The 13,829-nt window shown below is 72.8% G+C and carries 16 protein-coding genes and 1 pseudogene; 7 read left to right on the forward strand and 10 right to left on the reverse strand.

Translation table 11 applies throughout. The features are described 5' to 3' along the window. The first annotated feature begins 360 nt into the window (after positions 1–360). From ACWGKU_RS05740 to ACWGKU_RS05750, 3 genes and pseudogenes are all read left to right on the forward strand, one after another. Positions 361–1,041: a ferredoxin gene (locus tag ACWGKU_RS05740; RefSeq protein WP_452177634.1), complete on the forward strand. Its 681-nt coding sequence runs from the start codon at positions 361–363 to the stop codon at positions 1,039–1,041. Between the two features lie 233 nt (positions 1,042–1,274). After that, the gene (locus tag ACWGKU_RS05745; RefSeq protein WP_452177633.1) at positions 1,275–2,117 is read left to right on the forward strand and encodes a methyltransferase domain-containing protein; all 843 of its coding nucleotides are present in this window, start codon (positions 1,275–1,277) and stop codon (positions 2,115–2,117) included. A gap of 95 nt (positions 2,118–2,212) precedes the next feature. Further along, positions 2,213–2,629, forward strand: a pseudogene (locus ACWGKU_RS05750) (DUF6584 family protein); the annotation flags it as partial. Positions 2,630–2,696: 67 nt separating this feature from the next. Here ACWGKU_RS05750 and ACWGKU_RS05755 read toward each other — a convergent pair. Both ACWGKU_RS05755 and ACWGKU_RS05760 read right to left on the reverse strand, forming a co-directional pair. Then, positions 2,697–2,963 (reverse strand): hypothetical protein, encoded by a 267-nt coding sequence (locus ACWGKU_RS05755; protein WP_452177632.1) that lies wholly within the window; start codon positions 2,961–2,963, stop codon positions 2,697–2,699. A gap of 95 nt (positions 2,964–3,058) precedes the next feature. Beyond that, positions 3,059–3,412, reverse strand: coding sequence for a hypothetical protein (locus ACWGKU_RS05760; protein ID WP_401055580.1), 354 nt, complete (start codon positions 3,410–3,412; stop codon positions 3,059–3,061). 282 nt (positions 3,413–3,694) lie between these two features. Between ACWGKU_RS05760 and ACWGKU_RS05765 the strand changes: the two genes are divergently transcribed. After that, a complete protein-coding gene (locus tag ACWGKU_RS05765; protein ID WP_401055578.1) occupies positions 3,695–4,648 on the forward strand; it encodes a phosphatidylinositol-specific phospholipase C in 954 nt (317 codons plus the stop codon). A gap of 242 nt (positions 4,649–4,890) precedes the next feature. After that, a complete protein-coding gene (locus ACWGKU_RS05770; RefSeq protein ID WP_452177631.1) occupies positions 4,891–6,159 on the forward strand; it encodes an alpha/beta hydrolase family protein in 1,269 nt (422 codons plus the stop codon). A gap of 45 nt (positions 6,160–6,204) precedes the next feature. Here ACWGKU_RS05770 and ACWGKU_RS05775 read toward each other — a convergent pair whose 3' ends face one another. After that, on the reverse strand, positions 6,205–6,600 hold the full coding sequence (locus ACWGKU_RS05775; protein WP_401051600.1) for a winged helix-turn-helix transcriptional regulator: 396 nt from the start codon (positions 6,598–6,600) through the stop codon (positions 6,205–6,207). 24 nt (positions 6,601–6,624) lie between these two features. Here ACWGKU_RS05775 and ACWGKU_RS05780 point away from each other — a divergent pair, with 24 nt between their 5' ends. Further along, entirely contained in the window at positions 6,625–7,026 is a 402-nt protein-coding gene (locus tag ACWGKU_RS05780) for a YybH family protein (RefSeq protein ID WP_452177630.1), read from the forward strand. Positions 7,027–7,038: 12 nt separating this feature from the next. On the opposite strand, the gene ACWGKU_RS05785 is transcribed toward ACWGKU_RS05780, so the two are convergent. The 4 genes from ACWGKU_RS05785 to ACWGKU_RS05800 all read right to left on the reverse strand — a co-directional run bounded on the left by ACWGKU_RS05785 (position 7,039) and on the right by ACWGKU_RS05800 (position 9,053). Then, the gene (locus tag ACWGKU_RS05785; protein WP_452177629.1) at positions 7,039–7,581 is read right to left on the reverse strand and encodes a hypothetical protein; all 543 of its coding nucleotides are present in this window, start codon (positions 7,579–7,581) and stop codon (positions 7,039–7,041) included. A gap of 59 nt (positions 7,582–7,640) precedes the next feature. Next, complete coding sequence (locus tag ACWGKU_RS05790; RefSeq protein WP_452177628.1) at positions 7,641–7,970, reverse strand: hypothetical protein; 330 nt, start codon at positions 7,968–7,970, stop codon at positions 7,641–7,643. A 289-nt stretch (positions 7,971–8,259) separates the two neighbouring features. After that, positions 8,260–8,562, reverse strand: a complete 303-nt coding sequence (locus ACWGKU_RS05795) for a hypothetical protein (RefSeq protein ID WP_452177627.1) — start codon at positions 8,560–8,562, stop codon at positions 8,260–8,262. A 95-nt stretch (positions 8,563–8,657) separates the two neighbouring features. Further along, the gene (locus ACWGKU_RS05800) at positions 8,658–9,053 is read right to left on the reverse strand and encodes a hypothetical protein (protein ID WP_452177626.1); all 396 of its coding nucleotides are present in this window, start codon (positions 9,051–9,053) and stop codon (positions 8,658–8,660) included. Between the two features lie 683 nt (positions 9,054–9,736). On the opposite strand from ACWGKU_RS05800, the gene ACWGKU_RS05805 reads away from it, so the two are divergent. Next, positions 9,737–9,907 carry a hypothetical protein gene (locus ACWGKU_RS05805; RefSeq protein WP_452177625.1) on the forward strand — a complete coding sequence of 57 codons (171 nt, stop codon included), beginning with the start codon at positions 9,737–9,739 and terminating at the stop codon, positions 9,905–9,907. A gap of 246 nt (positions 9,908–10,153) precedes the next feature. Here ACWGKU_RS05805 and ACWGKU_RS05810 read toward each other — a convergent pair whose 3' ends face one another. The 3 genes from ACWGKU_RS05810 to ACWGKU_RS05820 form a co-directional block, all read right to left on the reverse strand. Next, positions 10,154–10,894 carry a hypothetical protein gene (locus ACWGKU_RS05810; protein WP_452177624.1) on the reverse strand — a complete coding sequence of 247 codons (741 nt, stop codon included), beginning with the start codon at positions 10,892–10,894 and terminating at the stop codon, positions 10,154–10,156. A gap of 89 nt (positions 10,895–10,983) precedes the next feature. Next, positions 10,984–11,589 carry a PadR family transcriptional regulator gene (locus ACWGKU_RS05815; RefSeq protein WP_452177623.1) on the reverse strand — a complete coding sequence of 202 codons (606 nt, stop codon included), beginning with the start codon at positions 11,587–11,589 and terminating at the stop codon, positions 10,984–10,986. A 100-nt stretch (positions 11,590–11,689) separates the two neighbouring features. Further along, positions 11,690–13,732, reverse strand: coding sequence for an oxidoreductase (locus ACWGKU_RS05820; RefSeq protein WP_452177622.1), 2,043 nt, complete (start codon positions 13,730–13,732; stop codon positions 11,690–11,692). Positions 13,733–13,829 lie beyond the last annotated feature (97 nt).

Here is a 13,829-nt window from a genome sequence, read left to right on the forward strand (position 1 = left end):
ATCTCACCACCACCACCGGCGGCACCCAGGCCCTCAGCGACGCCGGCATCACCGCCCCCCCCCGCCCCCTCCGCGCCGGGACCCCTGGCACCCCGCGCCCCCGCCCCCCCCCGCGCCACGCGCGCCGCGGGCGCGCCGGCGGCCTGCGCCCGGGCCCCGGGGGCGGCGCCCCGGTCACCCCCCGGGTGTGGCACGGCGCCCCGCCCCCCTCCCCACTCCGCCCCGCGGCTCACGTCGGCCCGGTCCCGTCCGCCGCCGAGCGCACTGCCGCTTCGTCGAGGTCGGCTTCGGTCGAGGCCGGGCCGGTCCGGTGCCACGGCCCAGGGTGGGCCTCCCGGCGCCACGCCTAGGGTGAGCCGCATGGGGAAAACGCAGATGGGCGGACTGGCCGGCCGGTGGACCCGGCTCCTGAACCGGGCACGGGGCAGCCGACGGGCCGCACCGCTCTCGCACGAGGCGCGGTTGCGGGAGGCCGCCAAGCGGATGCGCGGGCGGCTGCTCCGCTACCCGGTGGAGGGCCCGTGGCAGGAGCAGGCCTACTGGGACCCGCTGCCGACCGCCCGGGAGATGACCGGTTCCGTGGGCGACGGCCGCTGGGAGCAGCGCAGCCGGCTGAACGTGCCGGGCCCGTTCTACGCCGGCGAGACCGACAGCGGGCTGAACGGCCCGTACTACCTCCCCGAGCTCGTGCTCTCGGACGACGAGCACTGCGAGTTCGTCCACCGCCAGCCCGCCAACCCCCGCGAGGTGGCCGCCCTGGTGGAGATCGCCCACGGCGAACCGCAGGGCGGCTACGCCTGGGACGGTGACTGTCACTGGACCCCGCAGGCGGTGCGCGACTGGTGGTCGCGCCGGGACGAGGTGCGGGCCTGGATCACGAGCGAGCTGGAACTGGGCGACGACGGCCGGAACGAACCCGAGGCCCTGCGGCAGTACGCCGCCTACCTGGACGACGGACTGGAGGCCTACCTGCGCGGCTACCTGTTCCGGCTCACCGAGGGCCGCGAGCCGCAGGCCGGAGAGGCGCTCCCGGAGCTCTGACGGCCCACACCCCGACCCGGAGACGCAACTTCCCGTTCGGCGTGGGCCGGGACGGCACCACCGTCACCCTCGTCGAGGGGTCGCCATCGTCGAGGGGGAGAGCAACCGGACCCGGCCCGACGTCCCCGCCTTCGAGGAGACCGTCCGCGCCGCCGTGAACACCTTGCACCGATCCAGGAGGCCACGGTGGGGTGGTCACTGACGCAGCGTCACATTCCTTTAGGGTGACGGCCATGAGCGACCCGCACCCCACCTCGGCCTTCAACGCCGCCAACACCGACCCGGCCGTCACCGACCGGCTGATCGCCGTGCTGGACGCCCAGGCGGCCAATCCCGGGGTCCGGCGGCTGCGGGCGTGGGCGCACGCACAGCTCGCCGTACGCCCCGGGGAGCGCGCGCTGGACATCGGCGCCGGCACCGGGTCGGAGACCCAGGTGCTCGCGGCCGCGGTCGCCCCGGGGGCCGGGGCGACGGACCGCGCCACCGGCAGCGCGATCGGCCTCGAACCCAACCCCGGGCTCCGGGCCGTCGCCGAGCAGCGCGCCACCGACGCCGGCAGCGCGGCCCGCTTCCTGGACGGCGACGCGCGCGACCTGCCCTTGCCCGACGGCGAGTTGGACGTGGTCTGGTGCGAGCGCGTCCTCCAGCACCTCCCCGATCCGGCGAAGGCCGTCGCCGAGATGGCCCGGGTGCTGCATCCGGGCGGCCGGGTCGCACTGCTGGACACCGACTGGGCCACCTTCGTGCTCCACCCGGCCGCCCCGGAGATCCGCCCCGCGCTGGCCGCCGTCGCCGAGGGCACCGCCGCCACCCCGGACGCCGGGCGCCGCCTCGCGGGCCTGCTGGCCGAGGCCGGACTGGCCGTCGATCAGCTCGGCGCCGACGTCCTGCTGCACGACTCCCGCACGGTCACCCGGCCGATCGTCCACGGGATCGGCGCGGCGGCCGTCGGCCGGGGCCTGATCACCGAGGAGCAGCGCGACCGGCTCTACGCCGACCTCGACGCGGCCGCCGAGCACGGGACGTTCCACCTGTCGGTGGCGATGTTCGCCGCGGTCGCCCACCGGCCCCGCTGAGCGAACCCGTCGGCCAGCCGCACCGACCAGCCGCACCGATCAGCCGCGCCGACCGGCCGCTGAGGAGGCCGACGCGCGGCTACGCCTGCGGCGGCCTGGCGGCCTCGTACCCGGCGGGCCTCACGGCGAGGCGGCGGCCGGCCTGGATCTACCGCCTGTCCGGCGAGCCGACCGAGGCGGGCCGCTGGGCGCACCTCGACACGGACCGGGACCCGGCCGGGAGCGCGGCCTTCGAGGCCCACCACCCCGATCCGCTCGACCGGATGGCGGCCCTCGCCCGGCGCGGCCCCGAGCGGTCGGCGCGGACCGGGACCGCCCGCGCCAGGCCGGCCGGGCTCCGCGAGACGGCCTCCGCACGGGCGGGCCGCCCGGTCCACTGGCAGCGCGTGCACGACCGCGCCCGGCACCCCGCCCAGGAGGAGCCGGCCGGGCTGCCGGCCTGCGCCTCTCTGGTCCTCGCCGGTCTGGTGCTCGCCGGTCTGGTGCTCCCGGGCTTCGCGGTGCTCGGTGTCGTCACCTTCGTCCGCTGGTCACTCTGGCGCCGGCACTGCGGTACTCCGGCGCCCCCGGCCCCTCGCTTCAGAGCCGGTGCAGCGCCGCCTCGCAGAGCCGGCACCGCTGCTGCTCCAGCTCGGGCGGGTACCACGGCTCACCCGGCCGGGCGGGACGGTAGTGGGCGTGCTCCATCGGGGCGGTGTCCAGCCCGCAGAGGGTGCGCGCCTGCGGGTCCTCCGGGACGTCCGGATCCTGGCCGGCGGCGTGCACCGCGACCACGCCCGGGCCGACGCCCTCGGGGCCGAGGGCCTGTTCCGGGGCCATTTCGAAGAGGACGACGATCGCAGCCACGGTCCCACCGTGGCGGGCGGCGGCCGTCCGCGCATTTCGATCTTCACCCCGCCGAGGGGTCCGGTGGCGCGGGCCCCCGGGCCTGGGCCGATCCGCTAGCCGCGGTAACAGGAGCCGCCCGGCCCCGTGTCCGGGGAGCCCATCCCGAAGACGTACAGCAGGAACAGCAGCACGGCCGCCACCACCAGCACCACCCACTTCACCTCCGGTTCGGTGCCCTCGGGCAGCACGGCCACCAGGACGGCCTGCAGGAGGACCAGCAGCACGGTCATGCCGATCCAGCCGACCGGCAGGCTCAGCGCCATCGACGCCCGGGTCGGCATGTCCATCCCCCGCGGGCAGTCCGCCCACCTGCGCGCAACCAGCAGCGCCCCCAGGACGGTGACCGCCGCCGCGAGCAGCGGTCCGGCGGCGTACCACCCGCAGCCGTGCGATCTGTTGCGCTCCACCGATGCCGCCATCCCCGCCGGTCCCCCTCGCCCACGCCCACGCCCACGTTCCCGGACGCACACGCCTCCGGAGTCCCGCGCGGTTCCCGGGCACGAACACGCGTGGACCCGAACACGCGTGGGCCCGACGACACACAGCCCCGGATTTCGGCGTCACGGACCTGTCAAAGCTGTGCCCGCGTACTCCAGGATGACAACGCCCCCTCGCACGACCGACCGCACTTCGCCACACCGCACCGCACCGTATTGCACCGCACCGACCGGACCCCGAGGAGCCGCACCATGGGCATCGCACGTCGTGAACTACTCAAGTGGGGCGCGGGATTGGGCGCCGCCACCGTCACGGGCCTCACCCTGCCTGGCACCGCGTGGGCGGCCACCGACGCCACGACGCCGCGCGGCCTGCCGACGGACAGCTGGATGAGCCGCCTGAGCGGCGACCTCTCCCTGCTCGACCTCACCATCCCCGGCACCCACGACTCCTGCTGCGAGAACCCCGCCTACGGCACCGAGTGGTCGCACACCCAGAACTGGGGAATCCCCCAGCAGTTGACCGAGGGAGTCCGCTTCCTCGACATCCGCTGCAACGGCCTCCAGGGCGCGCCCGACGAGCTCGGGATCTACCACTCCGACGCCTACCAGCACATCCGGCTCCAGGACGTGCTCGACCGGTGCCGGTCCTTTCTCCAGTCGCACCCCGGCGAGACCGTCCTGATGCGCCTGCGCAACGAGCGCGCCGGCGGCCAGTCGCTCGACGACACCGAGTTCATGCGGCGGGTCAACCACTACTTCGACGACCTGGGCTACCGCGGCCTGTTCCACTTCTACGGGTGGCCGACCCTCGCCACCGCCCGAGGGAAGGTCGTCCTGATCGCCGACTTCGCCAACCCGTGGGGCCTGATCGACTGGTCCAGCGGCGAGAACGGCTGGTTCGACACCCAGGACCTCTGGCAGACCGGCGGCCTCGACCCGCTGGGGACGAAGGGCCGGCGCATCGTCGCCCAGTTCGACAAGGCCTTCCTCACCCCGGGCCACTCGAAGATGTTCGTCAACTTCCTCTCCTACGCCGGGGGTTACTGGCCGAAGACTAGCTCGCAGGCCCTGATGGACCGCACGGTTTACCCGTATCTGAACGCCCGCACCCAGCAGCGCGCCCGATTCGGCATCGTGCCGATGGACTTCCCGGACTTCCACGTCAACGTCCTGCAGATGCTGATCGACAAGAACTTCATCTGATCACGGCCGGCAACGCGGCGTCGCCCCGGCGCTGCCGCGTTGCCGCCTGCCGGGTGCCGGGTGCCGGGTGCCGCCGACCGGGTGCCGGTTGGTACTCATTGATGCCTGTTGGGGCTCGCTGGTGCCTGTTGGGGCCGTCCGCATCAGCCCGGGGATGTAAACCCGTGGGCCAATACGACGTGACGGAGGATCAATCGACGGGCTGATGTTGCCCACCCGGCCCGCATGACAGCGTTCCACGCATGGACACCACGCCGCTGGACACCACGCCGACCGCACGCCGTACCGGACCGACCCGCCGCCGCATGCTGGGCACCGCGCTCGCCCTCGGCGCCGTCGCGCCGCTGGGCCTCGCCCGCACCGCCTCGGCCGCTCCCGCCGCCGCCCCGGCCGCCGCTCCCGTCCCCTCCTCCGGCGCCGCGTCCCCCTCCCGCCTCACCCTGACCGCGCCCACCGGCCCCTTCCCGGTCGGCATGGTGCCGCTGCACCTGCGCGACGAGTCCCGGCTGGACCCGAACGCCCGGCCCGGCACGTTCCGCGAGCTGATGGCCACCGTCTGGTACCCCGCCCGGACCGCGGACGCCGCCGCCTACCCGCTCGCCCCCTGGATGACCGAGGGCGCCCTCAAGGCCTTCCTCGACGACGTCGGCTTCCCCCTCCCGCTCTCGCTCGCCCCGCTCACCGCCGGCCACCAGGGCGCACCCGTCCACCGGGCCGGCCGGCCGCTGCCGGTCATCCTGTACTCGCACGGCGCGGGCAGCCACCGCGGCGACCACACCATCGTGGTCCAGGAGTTGGCCAGCCACGGCTTCGCCGTCGTCACCGTCGACCACACCCACGACGGCATCACCGAATTCCCGGACGGGACCGTCGTCACCCGGGACGGCGTCGCCCCGGGCCTGTACCCGAGGGACTACGCGGCCGACCTGCTCTTCCTGCTCGACCGCGTCGTCGACCTCGCCAACGGCCGCAACCCCGACGTCGACGGCCGCACCCTGCCGAACGGCCTGCTCGGCGGCCTCGACGCCCGGAACATCGGCGCCTTCGGCTGGTCCAAGGGCGGCACCGCCGTCGGCCTCGCCATGGTCGCCGACCAGCGCATCCGCGCCGGGCTGACCCTGGACGGGCGGATGGAGTCGAACCCCGCCATCACCACCGACATCGACCGTCCGTTCATGATGATGACCGCCAACTACACCCGGGCGAACAGCCCCTACATCGCGACCTTCTGGGGCCACCTGCGCGGCTGGCGCCTCGACGTCCAGGCCACCGGCGCCGTGCACAACTCGTACGGCGACAACATGACGCTGATCCCGCAGGCGGGCCGGCTGATCGGCCTGACCGAGGAGCAGATCCAGTCCCAGGTCGGCACCCTCGACCCCGAGCGCGGCGTCCTCATCCAGCAGGCCTACCCGCGCGCCTTCTTCGACCTCCACCTGCGGGGCCGCCACTGCGGCAAGCTGCTCGACGGCCCGTCGAAGGCCTTCCCGGAGGTCGTCCACCACCCGTAGGACCTCGTGCACGGGCGGCCGCCACGGGGGTGCGGCCGCCCGACCCTAGCCGCGCCCCGCCAACGCCACGCCCGTCCGGTACAGCTCCACCAGCAGCGGCCGCAGCGCCTCCCCGGCAGGCGTCAACCGGTACGAGGTCCGCACCGGGAACCCGCGCCGCCGCTCCCGCACCACCAACTCCCGCTCCCCCAACGCCTGCAGGCGCTCCGCGAGCACCTTCGAGCTGATCTCCGGCAGCCGCTCCCGCAACTCCCCGTACGAGGCGGGCCCGTGCATCAGCTCGCGCAGCACCAGCGTCGTCCACCGGCCGGCCACCGCCGCGAGCGCCACCTCCACCGGACAGTCCGGCTCCGGACGGGCGGTGCGGCCGCGCCCGTCCGGCACCAGCTCCTCGTCCCAGCCCCGCTCACCCGACCCGTCACTTCCCGTTTGGTGACCCACGCCGGGCCGGTCTTCACTGCTCGCATGACTCACCCCACCACCCTCCCCCCGAGCACCGACCCGGCACAACACCCGGCCGTCTTCGCCGCCGCCTTCAACTCCGGCCGCCCGGAACTGCTCGCCCGGGTCTACGAGCCCGGCGCGGTCTTCGTCCCCGCCCCCGGCGCCACCGCCACGGGGACCGAACTCCAGCGCGCCAACGCCGAGTTCCTCGCCCTCGGCCTGCCCATCACCGTCCGCCCCCGGCACACCTACGTCGCCGACGACATCGCCCTGCTCATCGTCGACTGGGAGATCACCGGCACCACCCCCGACGGCACCGACATCCACCTCACCGGCACCGCCACCGACGTCGCCCGCCGCGACCCGGCCGGCCACTGGCACTACGTGATCGACAACCCCTTCGGCACGGCCGCCCGGCCGTGACCGGGCGACCACTCAACCCTCGGTCCGCACGTTCGGGTTGACCGTGCAGAAGTAGACCCGGCTGGTCTGCTTGTCGAAGTAGAAGCTCCCCGAATACTGGGTCCGAGTGATCGACTTGTCGAAGGCCGTGCTGTGGAGCCATCCGGTCGTGCCACCCACCTCGGTGGCGATCTCCTCCGGGACACCGCACTCGATGACGGTCTCCTCCCACGTTCCGCCCGACGTGATCGCCGCCAGCGTCGCCGGCTCGACCTGCGCCACCCCCTCCAGGCTCACGTCAGTCGGTCCGAGAACCCCCCGCCCGGTGTTCTGCGTCAACACCCGGCTGACCCACGTGGCCCCAGACAGCGAACCCAACTGCGGAAAGCGGCGCGTCAGCGGGTCGAGGTCCGTCCGCACCGTCGGCGTCGGCACGGGCGCAGGTGCCGGAGGCTCCGCCGCCGTACAGGACACCACCAGCGGCAGGCCGGTGATCAGCGCCAGAGCCGGAACGAACAGCGCGGCCCGAGGCCTTGAACGCTGCTTCACACGAGGGCGATCCATGAAGCCGATCATTCCACTCCCGAACTACTGTCGAACGAACGGTCCTTGGCGGGTGTCCACACCGGTCAGAATCAGCGCCTCCCCCCCGCTTCTCCCTTGACATACTGGAAGTACCGCTCGCAGGTGAGGATTCCCTCCACAGAGGCCAGTCTGGCGACTGCGCCCGTCCCGGCGTCCTCCTGCCTCCCGCACTCCCAGGTACCGGTGAACCTGACGGCCGTCGGCGACTCCTTTCCCCGACAGATGGCGGGCGGCAGACTCACCTCGCCGAGCCTGCCGCCCTCCAGGAACTGGATCGAAGCGGCGCCCGCCTTCCAGGTCCCGATGACAGCCGGGTCAGGCGCCTTCCCCACCGCGCACGAAACCGCCAACGGGACCACACATGCCAGCACCATCGACACGCGCCGCCCCGCATGCCTCGCTCCGAACGAGCCCATCAACTCTGCATTCCCCGCTCCACCTCTCCGGAGCCACGGGAGCCGTTCAGGACTTCGTCATCAGTAAGCCCGGACTCTTCAGCCGCTAGAGATCCCTGCCCGCCGAGCAGCCTCCGCAGGATGATTCGTTGGTCCTTCACGCACCCCTCCATCGAAAGCTCTCCCATCCACCAACGAAGCCCAGAGCGCCCCATCCGACCTTCGGATGGGGCGCTCCCTGAGCCGGTCGTACTGCACCCTGACGGCTGGTGAACTACTGCCGGACGAAGGGATCATCGGCGATCGAGACCCCCGTCAGCTGCAGCCGCTCCCGCCCCTCGTACGTGAAGTACTGGAAGTACCTCTCACACGTCGGATAGCCGGCGCCGGACGTCAGCGTGGCCCACGCTCCGGTCCCGGCGTCCTCCAACTTGCCATGCTTCCACGTGCCGGTGAACTGCACCGGCGTGGGCGACTTCTCCCCACGGCAGGCGGCAGGCAGCAGACTCACCTCGCCGAGCCTGCCGCCCTCCAGGAACTGGATCGAACCGATGCCCGACGTCCACGCCCCGACCACCGGGGGCCTCTCCTCGGGCCCGGCCGAACACCCAACCGCCACCGGCAAAACGGACGCCAGGGCGACCGCCAATCCGCACCGCCTGCTCCGACGAACTACGCCCTTGAGAACCATCGCTGCTCACTCCCCCGAGACTGGGCGGACATCGTGGTCACCGGTCCCTTGCCTTGTTCCTGCAGGAAGATCTGACAGTCCTGCCCGCGGTTGTAGTTCCGCAGGGTCACGAAGACCCCCGCCCCGTCGTCGTCCACGCTCTCCGCCTTCCAGGTCCCCTGGAACTCACCGAGCGGGCCGTCGCCCACCACGGGCTCCTTCAAGCAGAAGTAGCCGTCGAGCCGAACCTCCCCGAGCGCCCCGTTCTCCCGCAGCTCGATCACCTCGTCGCGCGCGGCCCACCGGCCCACATAGTCCTTCACCTCCGGCCCACCCGGCCTGAGCTTCAAATAGCCGGTGGCTCCGGCGATCAGCACGAGCCCCACCACCAGGACCACCCCCTCCCGCGACCTTGGAAACCACCTTCCGACAGCCATGTCTCCCGCCCCTCCCTCAAAGGATCTCCCGCACACCCGCAAACACCGGGAGCGCCCGATCCGTTCGCCGGATGGGGCGCTCCCGAAGGCAGGGGTCAACACGATGTCACGATCACCGAACTACTGCCGGACGAACGGCTCCTGGCCGGCGTCCACACCGGTCGTCCCGAGCCAGTCGCCCGACTTGGCACTGCCGTACTGAAAGTGCCTCTCACACCTCAGGTTTCCCTCCGCCGAGGACAGTTTCGCTACCGCCCGGTCCCCGCGTCCTCCACCTTCCCGTACTCCCACGAACCCGTGAACCTGACATTCCTCCCAAGGACCACGGTTCCCGGTGAACCGCGCCCCATGGTAGGAAGCGGGGTCCCGCATCCCGCACGGGGAGGCGGGACCGCGCAGCCGGTCCGACCGGTCGGCACTGCACGCGGCCGCCGACCTTCCCCATGTCGAGCGTTACACGATCCTCGGCAACCGCGCCGTCGCGCTGGACTGCCACCCGGTACTCGCCTTGGAGGCTTTGCGGTACGGATATCGTGTCGACGGTGCGGAGCACCCCGTCGACGGTGATCGAGAACCCCTTCCGCGCCGGAAAGCTCCCTCCTTGGCAGGAGATCTGATCGATCGTCTCACCACTGGACATCAGCATGACCGACCACTGGCCGTTGTACATGCTGGCACCGATGAAGGTTCCGACTCCGGGGAGCGGCCTGGCAGCGATGTCCGCGAGCGGAACGCATCCACGCGAAACCACCCTCGGCGACGCCGAGCAGATGGCGCCGGTCGTCTCGGCCTGCCAGATCAACTCCGGGCCGTAGCACCGTGTCCACCGGGCACCCCGGTGCAGGCGCAGACGCCGAACAGCAGACCTGCGAGAACGGTACGGAGTTTCACCGGAAAGCACCTCACGTCTTCTCCCCCCTTCTCCGTGGCTCCTCGACCACCAGAGCCTCCGACGCGTGCAGCCGCCGCCCCCTTGGGCGGTGGACCACGGCGGCCCCTCGCCGAACGTACAGGACGTTCGGGAAGGGGCCGCGGTGCTGTGCGGAGCGTGCGGGGGCGGGTCAGGCGCGCTGGCCCTCGGTGGGGGCGGCGGTGGGGGTGGCGGTGCTGCCGGCCTGGGTGCCGAGGGTGCGTTCGACCTTGGCGACGGCGGTGCGGTACTGCATGGAGGCGGCCTGCTCGGAGGTGGCCTGGCGTTCGAAGAAGCCGAAGGCCATGGCGACCGTGCCGAAGCGCTCGATGCCGACGTAGCCGTTGAGTTGGACGCCGGCCAGGGTGCCGTCGAGGTGGACGGCGGGGGCGTCCTTGCGGTCGCCGAGGGTGACCGGGGTGACGGTGAAGGTCACCTCGTCGTCGGTGCCGCCGTTGAAGGTGATGCTGTGGCAGGTCTTCAGGGCGTCGGAGACGGTGTTGAAGTCGGCGGTGAGCCGGTCGGGAGCCTCGGCGGCGAGGACCTGGGTGGTCATCGGGTTGCCGTTCGGGCCGTCGAGTTCGACCGCGGCGTGCGCGACGTCGGTGCCGGTCTGGGTGGCGTGCATGTTGATCAGGGCGCTGAGCGCGGCGCAGCCCGTCATCGGCGTCGGGTTCGCGCCGGGGCTGGGGCTCTGCGTCACCGGGATCTCGGTGTGGCCGGCGCCGAGGTCGGCGGCGGTCAGCAGGGCCGACTTCAGCTGGTCGGCGGAGGGCAGTTGCTGGGCGTCCTGGGCGGGTGCGGCCGATGCCGGCAGGGCGGCCGGGCCCAGGGCGACCGCCACGGCTGCGGCCGCGGCGGCGAGGGCGTGGATGGGCCTGGGACGAGTCATACGGGCCCCCGGTCGAGGGTTCGGGCAGGGACAGCCACCAGTGTCCCACCGGGGGCCGGACGGGGCGCGCGGGCGGGGATCTCCGCTGGTCAGGACCCGTTCGCGGGGTCGGCGGACGGAGCGGATGGGGCCGAGGGAGCGGAGGGGGCGGGCGGAAGGGCTTCGAGGGCCTCCAGGGCGTCGAGGGTCTCGGCGAGCCACTGCACCCAGAAGGTCTCCAGTCCGATGCCGGCCCGCAGCACCGCGTGCTGGAGCCGGTTCCCGGGGTCCGTCCGCTCGGCCGGGAAGTCGCGCCGTTCGATTTCCCGGTAGTCGGCCAACTGTTCGCGGTGCAGGGCGAGATGGCGCCCCAGCTCGGCCGTCAGCCCGTCCGTGCCGACCACCGCGGCCGCCCGCAGCCGCAGCAGCAGGGGCTCCCGGACGGCGCGGGGCGCGGCGCCCTCGGCGGTCCAGCGGGCGAGTTCGGCGCGGCCCTCGGGCAGGACCTCGTACTCCTTCTTCTGGCCGCGCACCGGCCCTTCCGGCTGGAGGGCCCGGATGTGTCCGGCGGCCTCCAGCCGGCCCAGTTCGCGGTAGATCTGCTGGTGGGTGGCGGGCCAGAAGAAGCCGATCGACTTGTCGAACCGCCTGGTCAGCTCCAGCCCCGAGGACGGTTTCTCCAGCAGGGCGGTGAGGATGGCGTGCGGCAGCGACATGGGGTCGATCGTACGGGGCCGACCGCGGGCGGCGGGCCCGGCTCGGCCCCGGGCGGGCACGGAGGGCGTGCCGGGGCGTGCCGGCCGGGTACGGACCGGGTCAGAGGGTGGCGGCCAGTTCGGTGCCCTGCTTGATGGCCCGCTTGGCGTCCAGTTCGGCGGCCACGTCGGCGCCGCCGATCAGGTGCGCCGGCAGGCCGCGCTCGCGCAGCGCCTCGTACAGGTCGCGGCGCGGCTCCTGGCCGGTGCAGAGCACGACGGTGTCCACGGGCAGCAGTTGGCGCTCGCCGTCGACGGTGAGGTGCAGGCCGGCGTCGTCGATCAGGTCGTAGGTGACGCCGGGGACCATCACCACGCCGCGGTGCTTGAGCTCGGTGCGGTGGATCCAGCCGGTGGTCCTGCCGAGGCCGGCGCCGACCTTGCCGGTCCTGCGCTGGAGCAGGTGGACGCTGCGCGGGGGCTTGGGCCGCTCCGGGGCGCGCAGGCCGCCGCGCTCGCGGTAGTCCGGGTCGATGCCCCACTTGGCCTGGAACGCGGGCGGGTTGAGGCTGGCCACGTCGCCCGGGTCGGTGAGGAACTCGGCCACGTCGAAGCCGATGCCGCCCGCGCCGAGGATGGCGACCCGCTCGCCGACCGGCGCGCCGTCGCGCAGCACGTCGAGGTAGCCGAGCACGCTGGGGTGGTCGATTCCGGGGATGTCGGCGGGAGTTCGCGGGGTGACGCCGGTGGCGAGGACGATCTCGTCGTGGTCCTGCTCGGCCAGCTGTTCGGCGGTGACGGTCGCGCCGAGCCGCAGCGTGACGGCCAACTCGGCCAGCCTGGTGCGGAAGTAGCGCAGCGTCTCGTCGAACTCCTCCTTGCCGGGGATGCGCCGGGCGATGTTGAGCTGTCCGCCGATCGTCTCGGCGGCGTCGTACAGGGTGACGTCGTGGCCGCGCTCGGCGGCGGAGACGGCGAAGGCGAGGCCGGCGGGGCCGGCTCCGACGACGCCGATCCGCTTGCGCGATCGGGTGGGGCCGAGGACGAGTTCGGTCTCGTGGCAGGCGCGCGGGTTGACCAGGCAGGAGGTGATCTGGAGGTTGAAGGTGTGGTCGAGGCAGGCCTGGTTGCAGCCGATGCAGGTGTTGATGGCCTCGGCGCGGTCGTCCCGGGCCTTGGCGACGAAGTCGGCGTCGGCGAGCAGCGGGCGGGCCATCGAGACCAGGTCGGCGCTGCCCTCGGCGAGCAGGCGCTCGGCGATCTCGGGGGTGTTGATGCGGTTGGTGGTGACCAGCGGGATGCCGACCTTGCCCATCACCTTCTTCGTGACCCAGGCGAAGGCGCCGCGCGGCACCGAGGTGGCGATGGTGGGGATGCGGGCCTCGTGCCAGCCGATGCCGCTGTTGATGATGGTCGCCCCGGCGGCCTCGACGGCCTGGGCCAGCTGCACGACCTCGTCCAGGGTGGAGCCGCCGGGCACCAGGTCGAGCATGGAGAGGCGGTAGACGATGATGAAGTCCTCGCCGACGCGCTCGCGGACCCGGCGGACGATCTCCACCGGGAAGCGCATCCGCCGCTCGTACGGGCCGCCCCACTCGTCCTCGCGGTGGTTGGTCGCGGCGACGACGAACTCGTTGATCAGGTAGCCCTCGGAGCCCATGATCTCGACGCCGTCGTACCCGGCGCGGCGGGCGAGTTCGGCGCAGCGGGCGAAGTCCTCGATGGTCTGCTCGACCTGCTCGGCGGTGAGCGCGTTGGGCGCGAAGGGGCTGATCGGGGCCTGGATCGCGCTGGGGGCGACGAGGTCGGGGTGGTAGGCGTAGCGGCCGAAGTGGAGGATCTGGAGGGCGATCCTGCCGCCGGCGGCGTGCACCGCGTCGGTGACGGTCCGGTGCTTGTCGGCCTCCTCCTCGGTGGTCAGCATCGCGCCGCCCTCCCAGGGGCGCCCGGCCTCGTTGGGGGCGATGCCGCCGGTGACGATCAGGCCGACGCCGCCGCGGGCCCGTTCGGCGTAGAAGGCGGCCATCCGCTCGTAGCCGCCGGGGGCCTCCTCCAGGCCGACGTGCATGGAGCCCATGATCACGCGGTTGGGCAGGGTGGTGAAGCCGAGGTCGAGCGGGCTGAGCAGGTGCGGGTAGCGGCTGCTGCCGGGGTGGGCGCTCATCGACGTCTCCTGGGGCGCGGGCTGGGGGGCGTTGTTACCGCAGGGTAGGGGACGGGCGGCGGGGTATGCAACTAGTTGCATAAGGCTGGACGGGGCT

The organism is Kitasatospora sp. NPDC054768 (assembly GCF_053612025.1).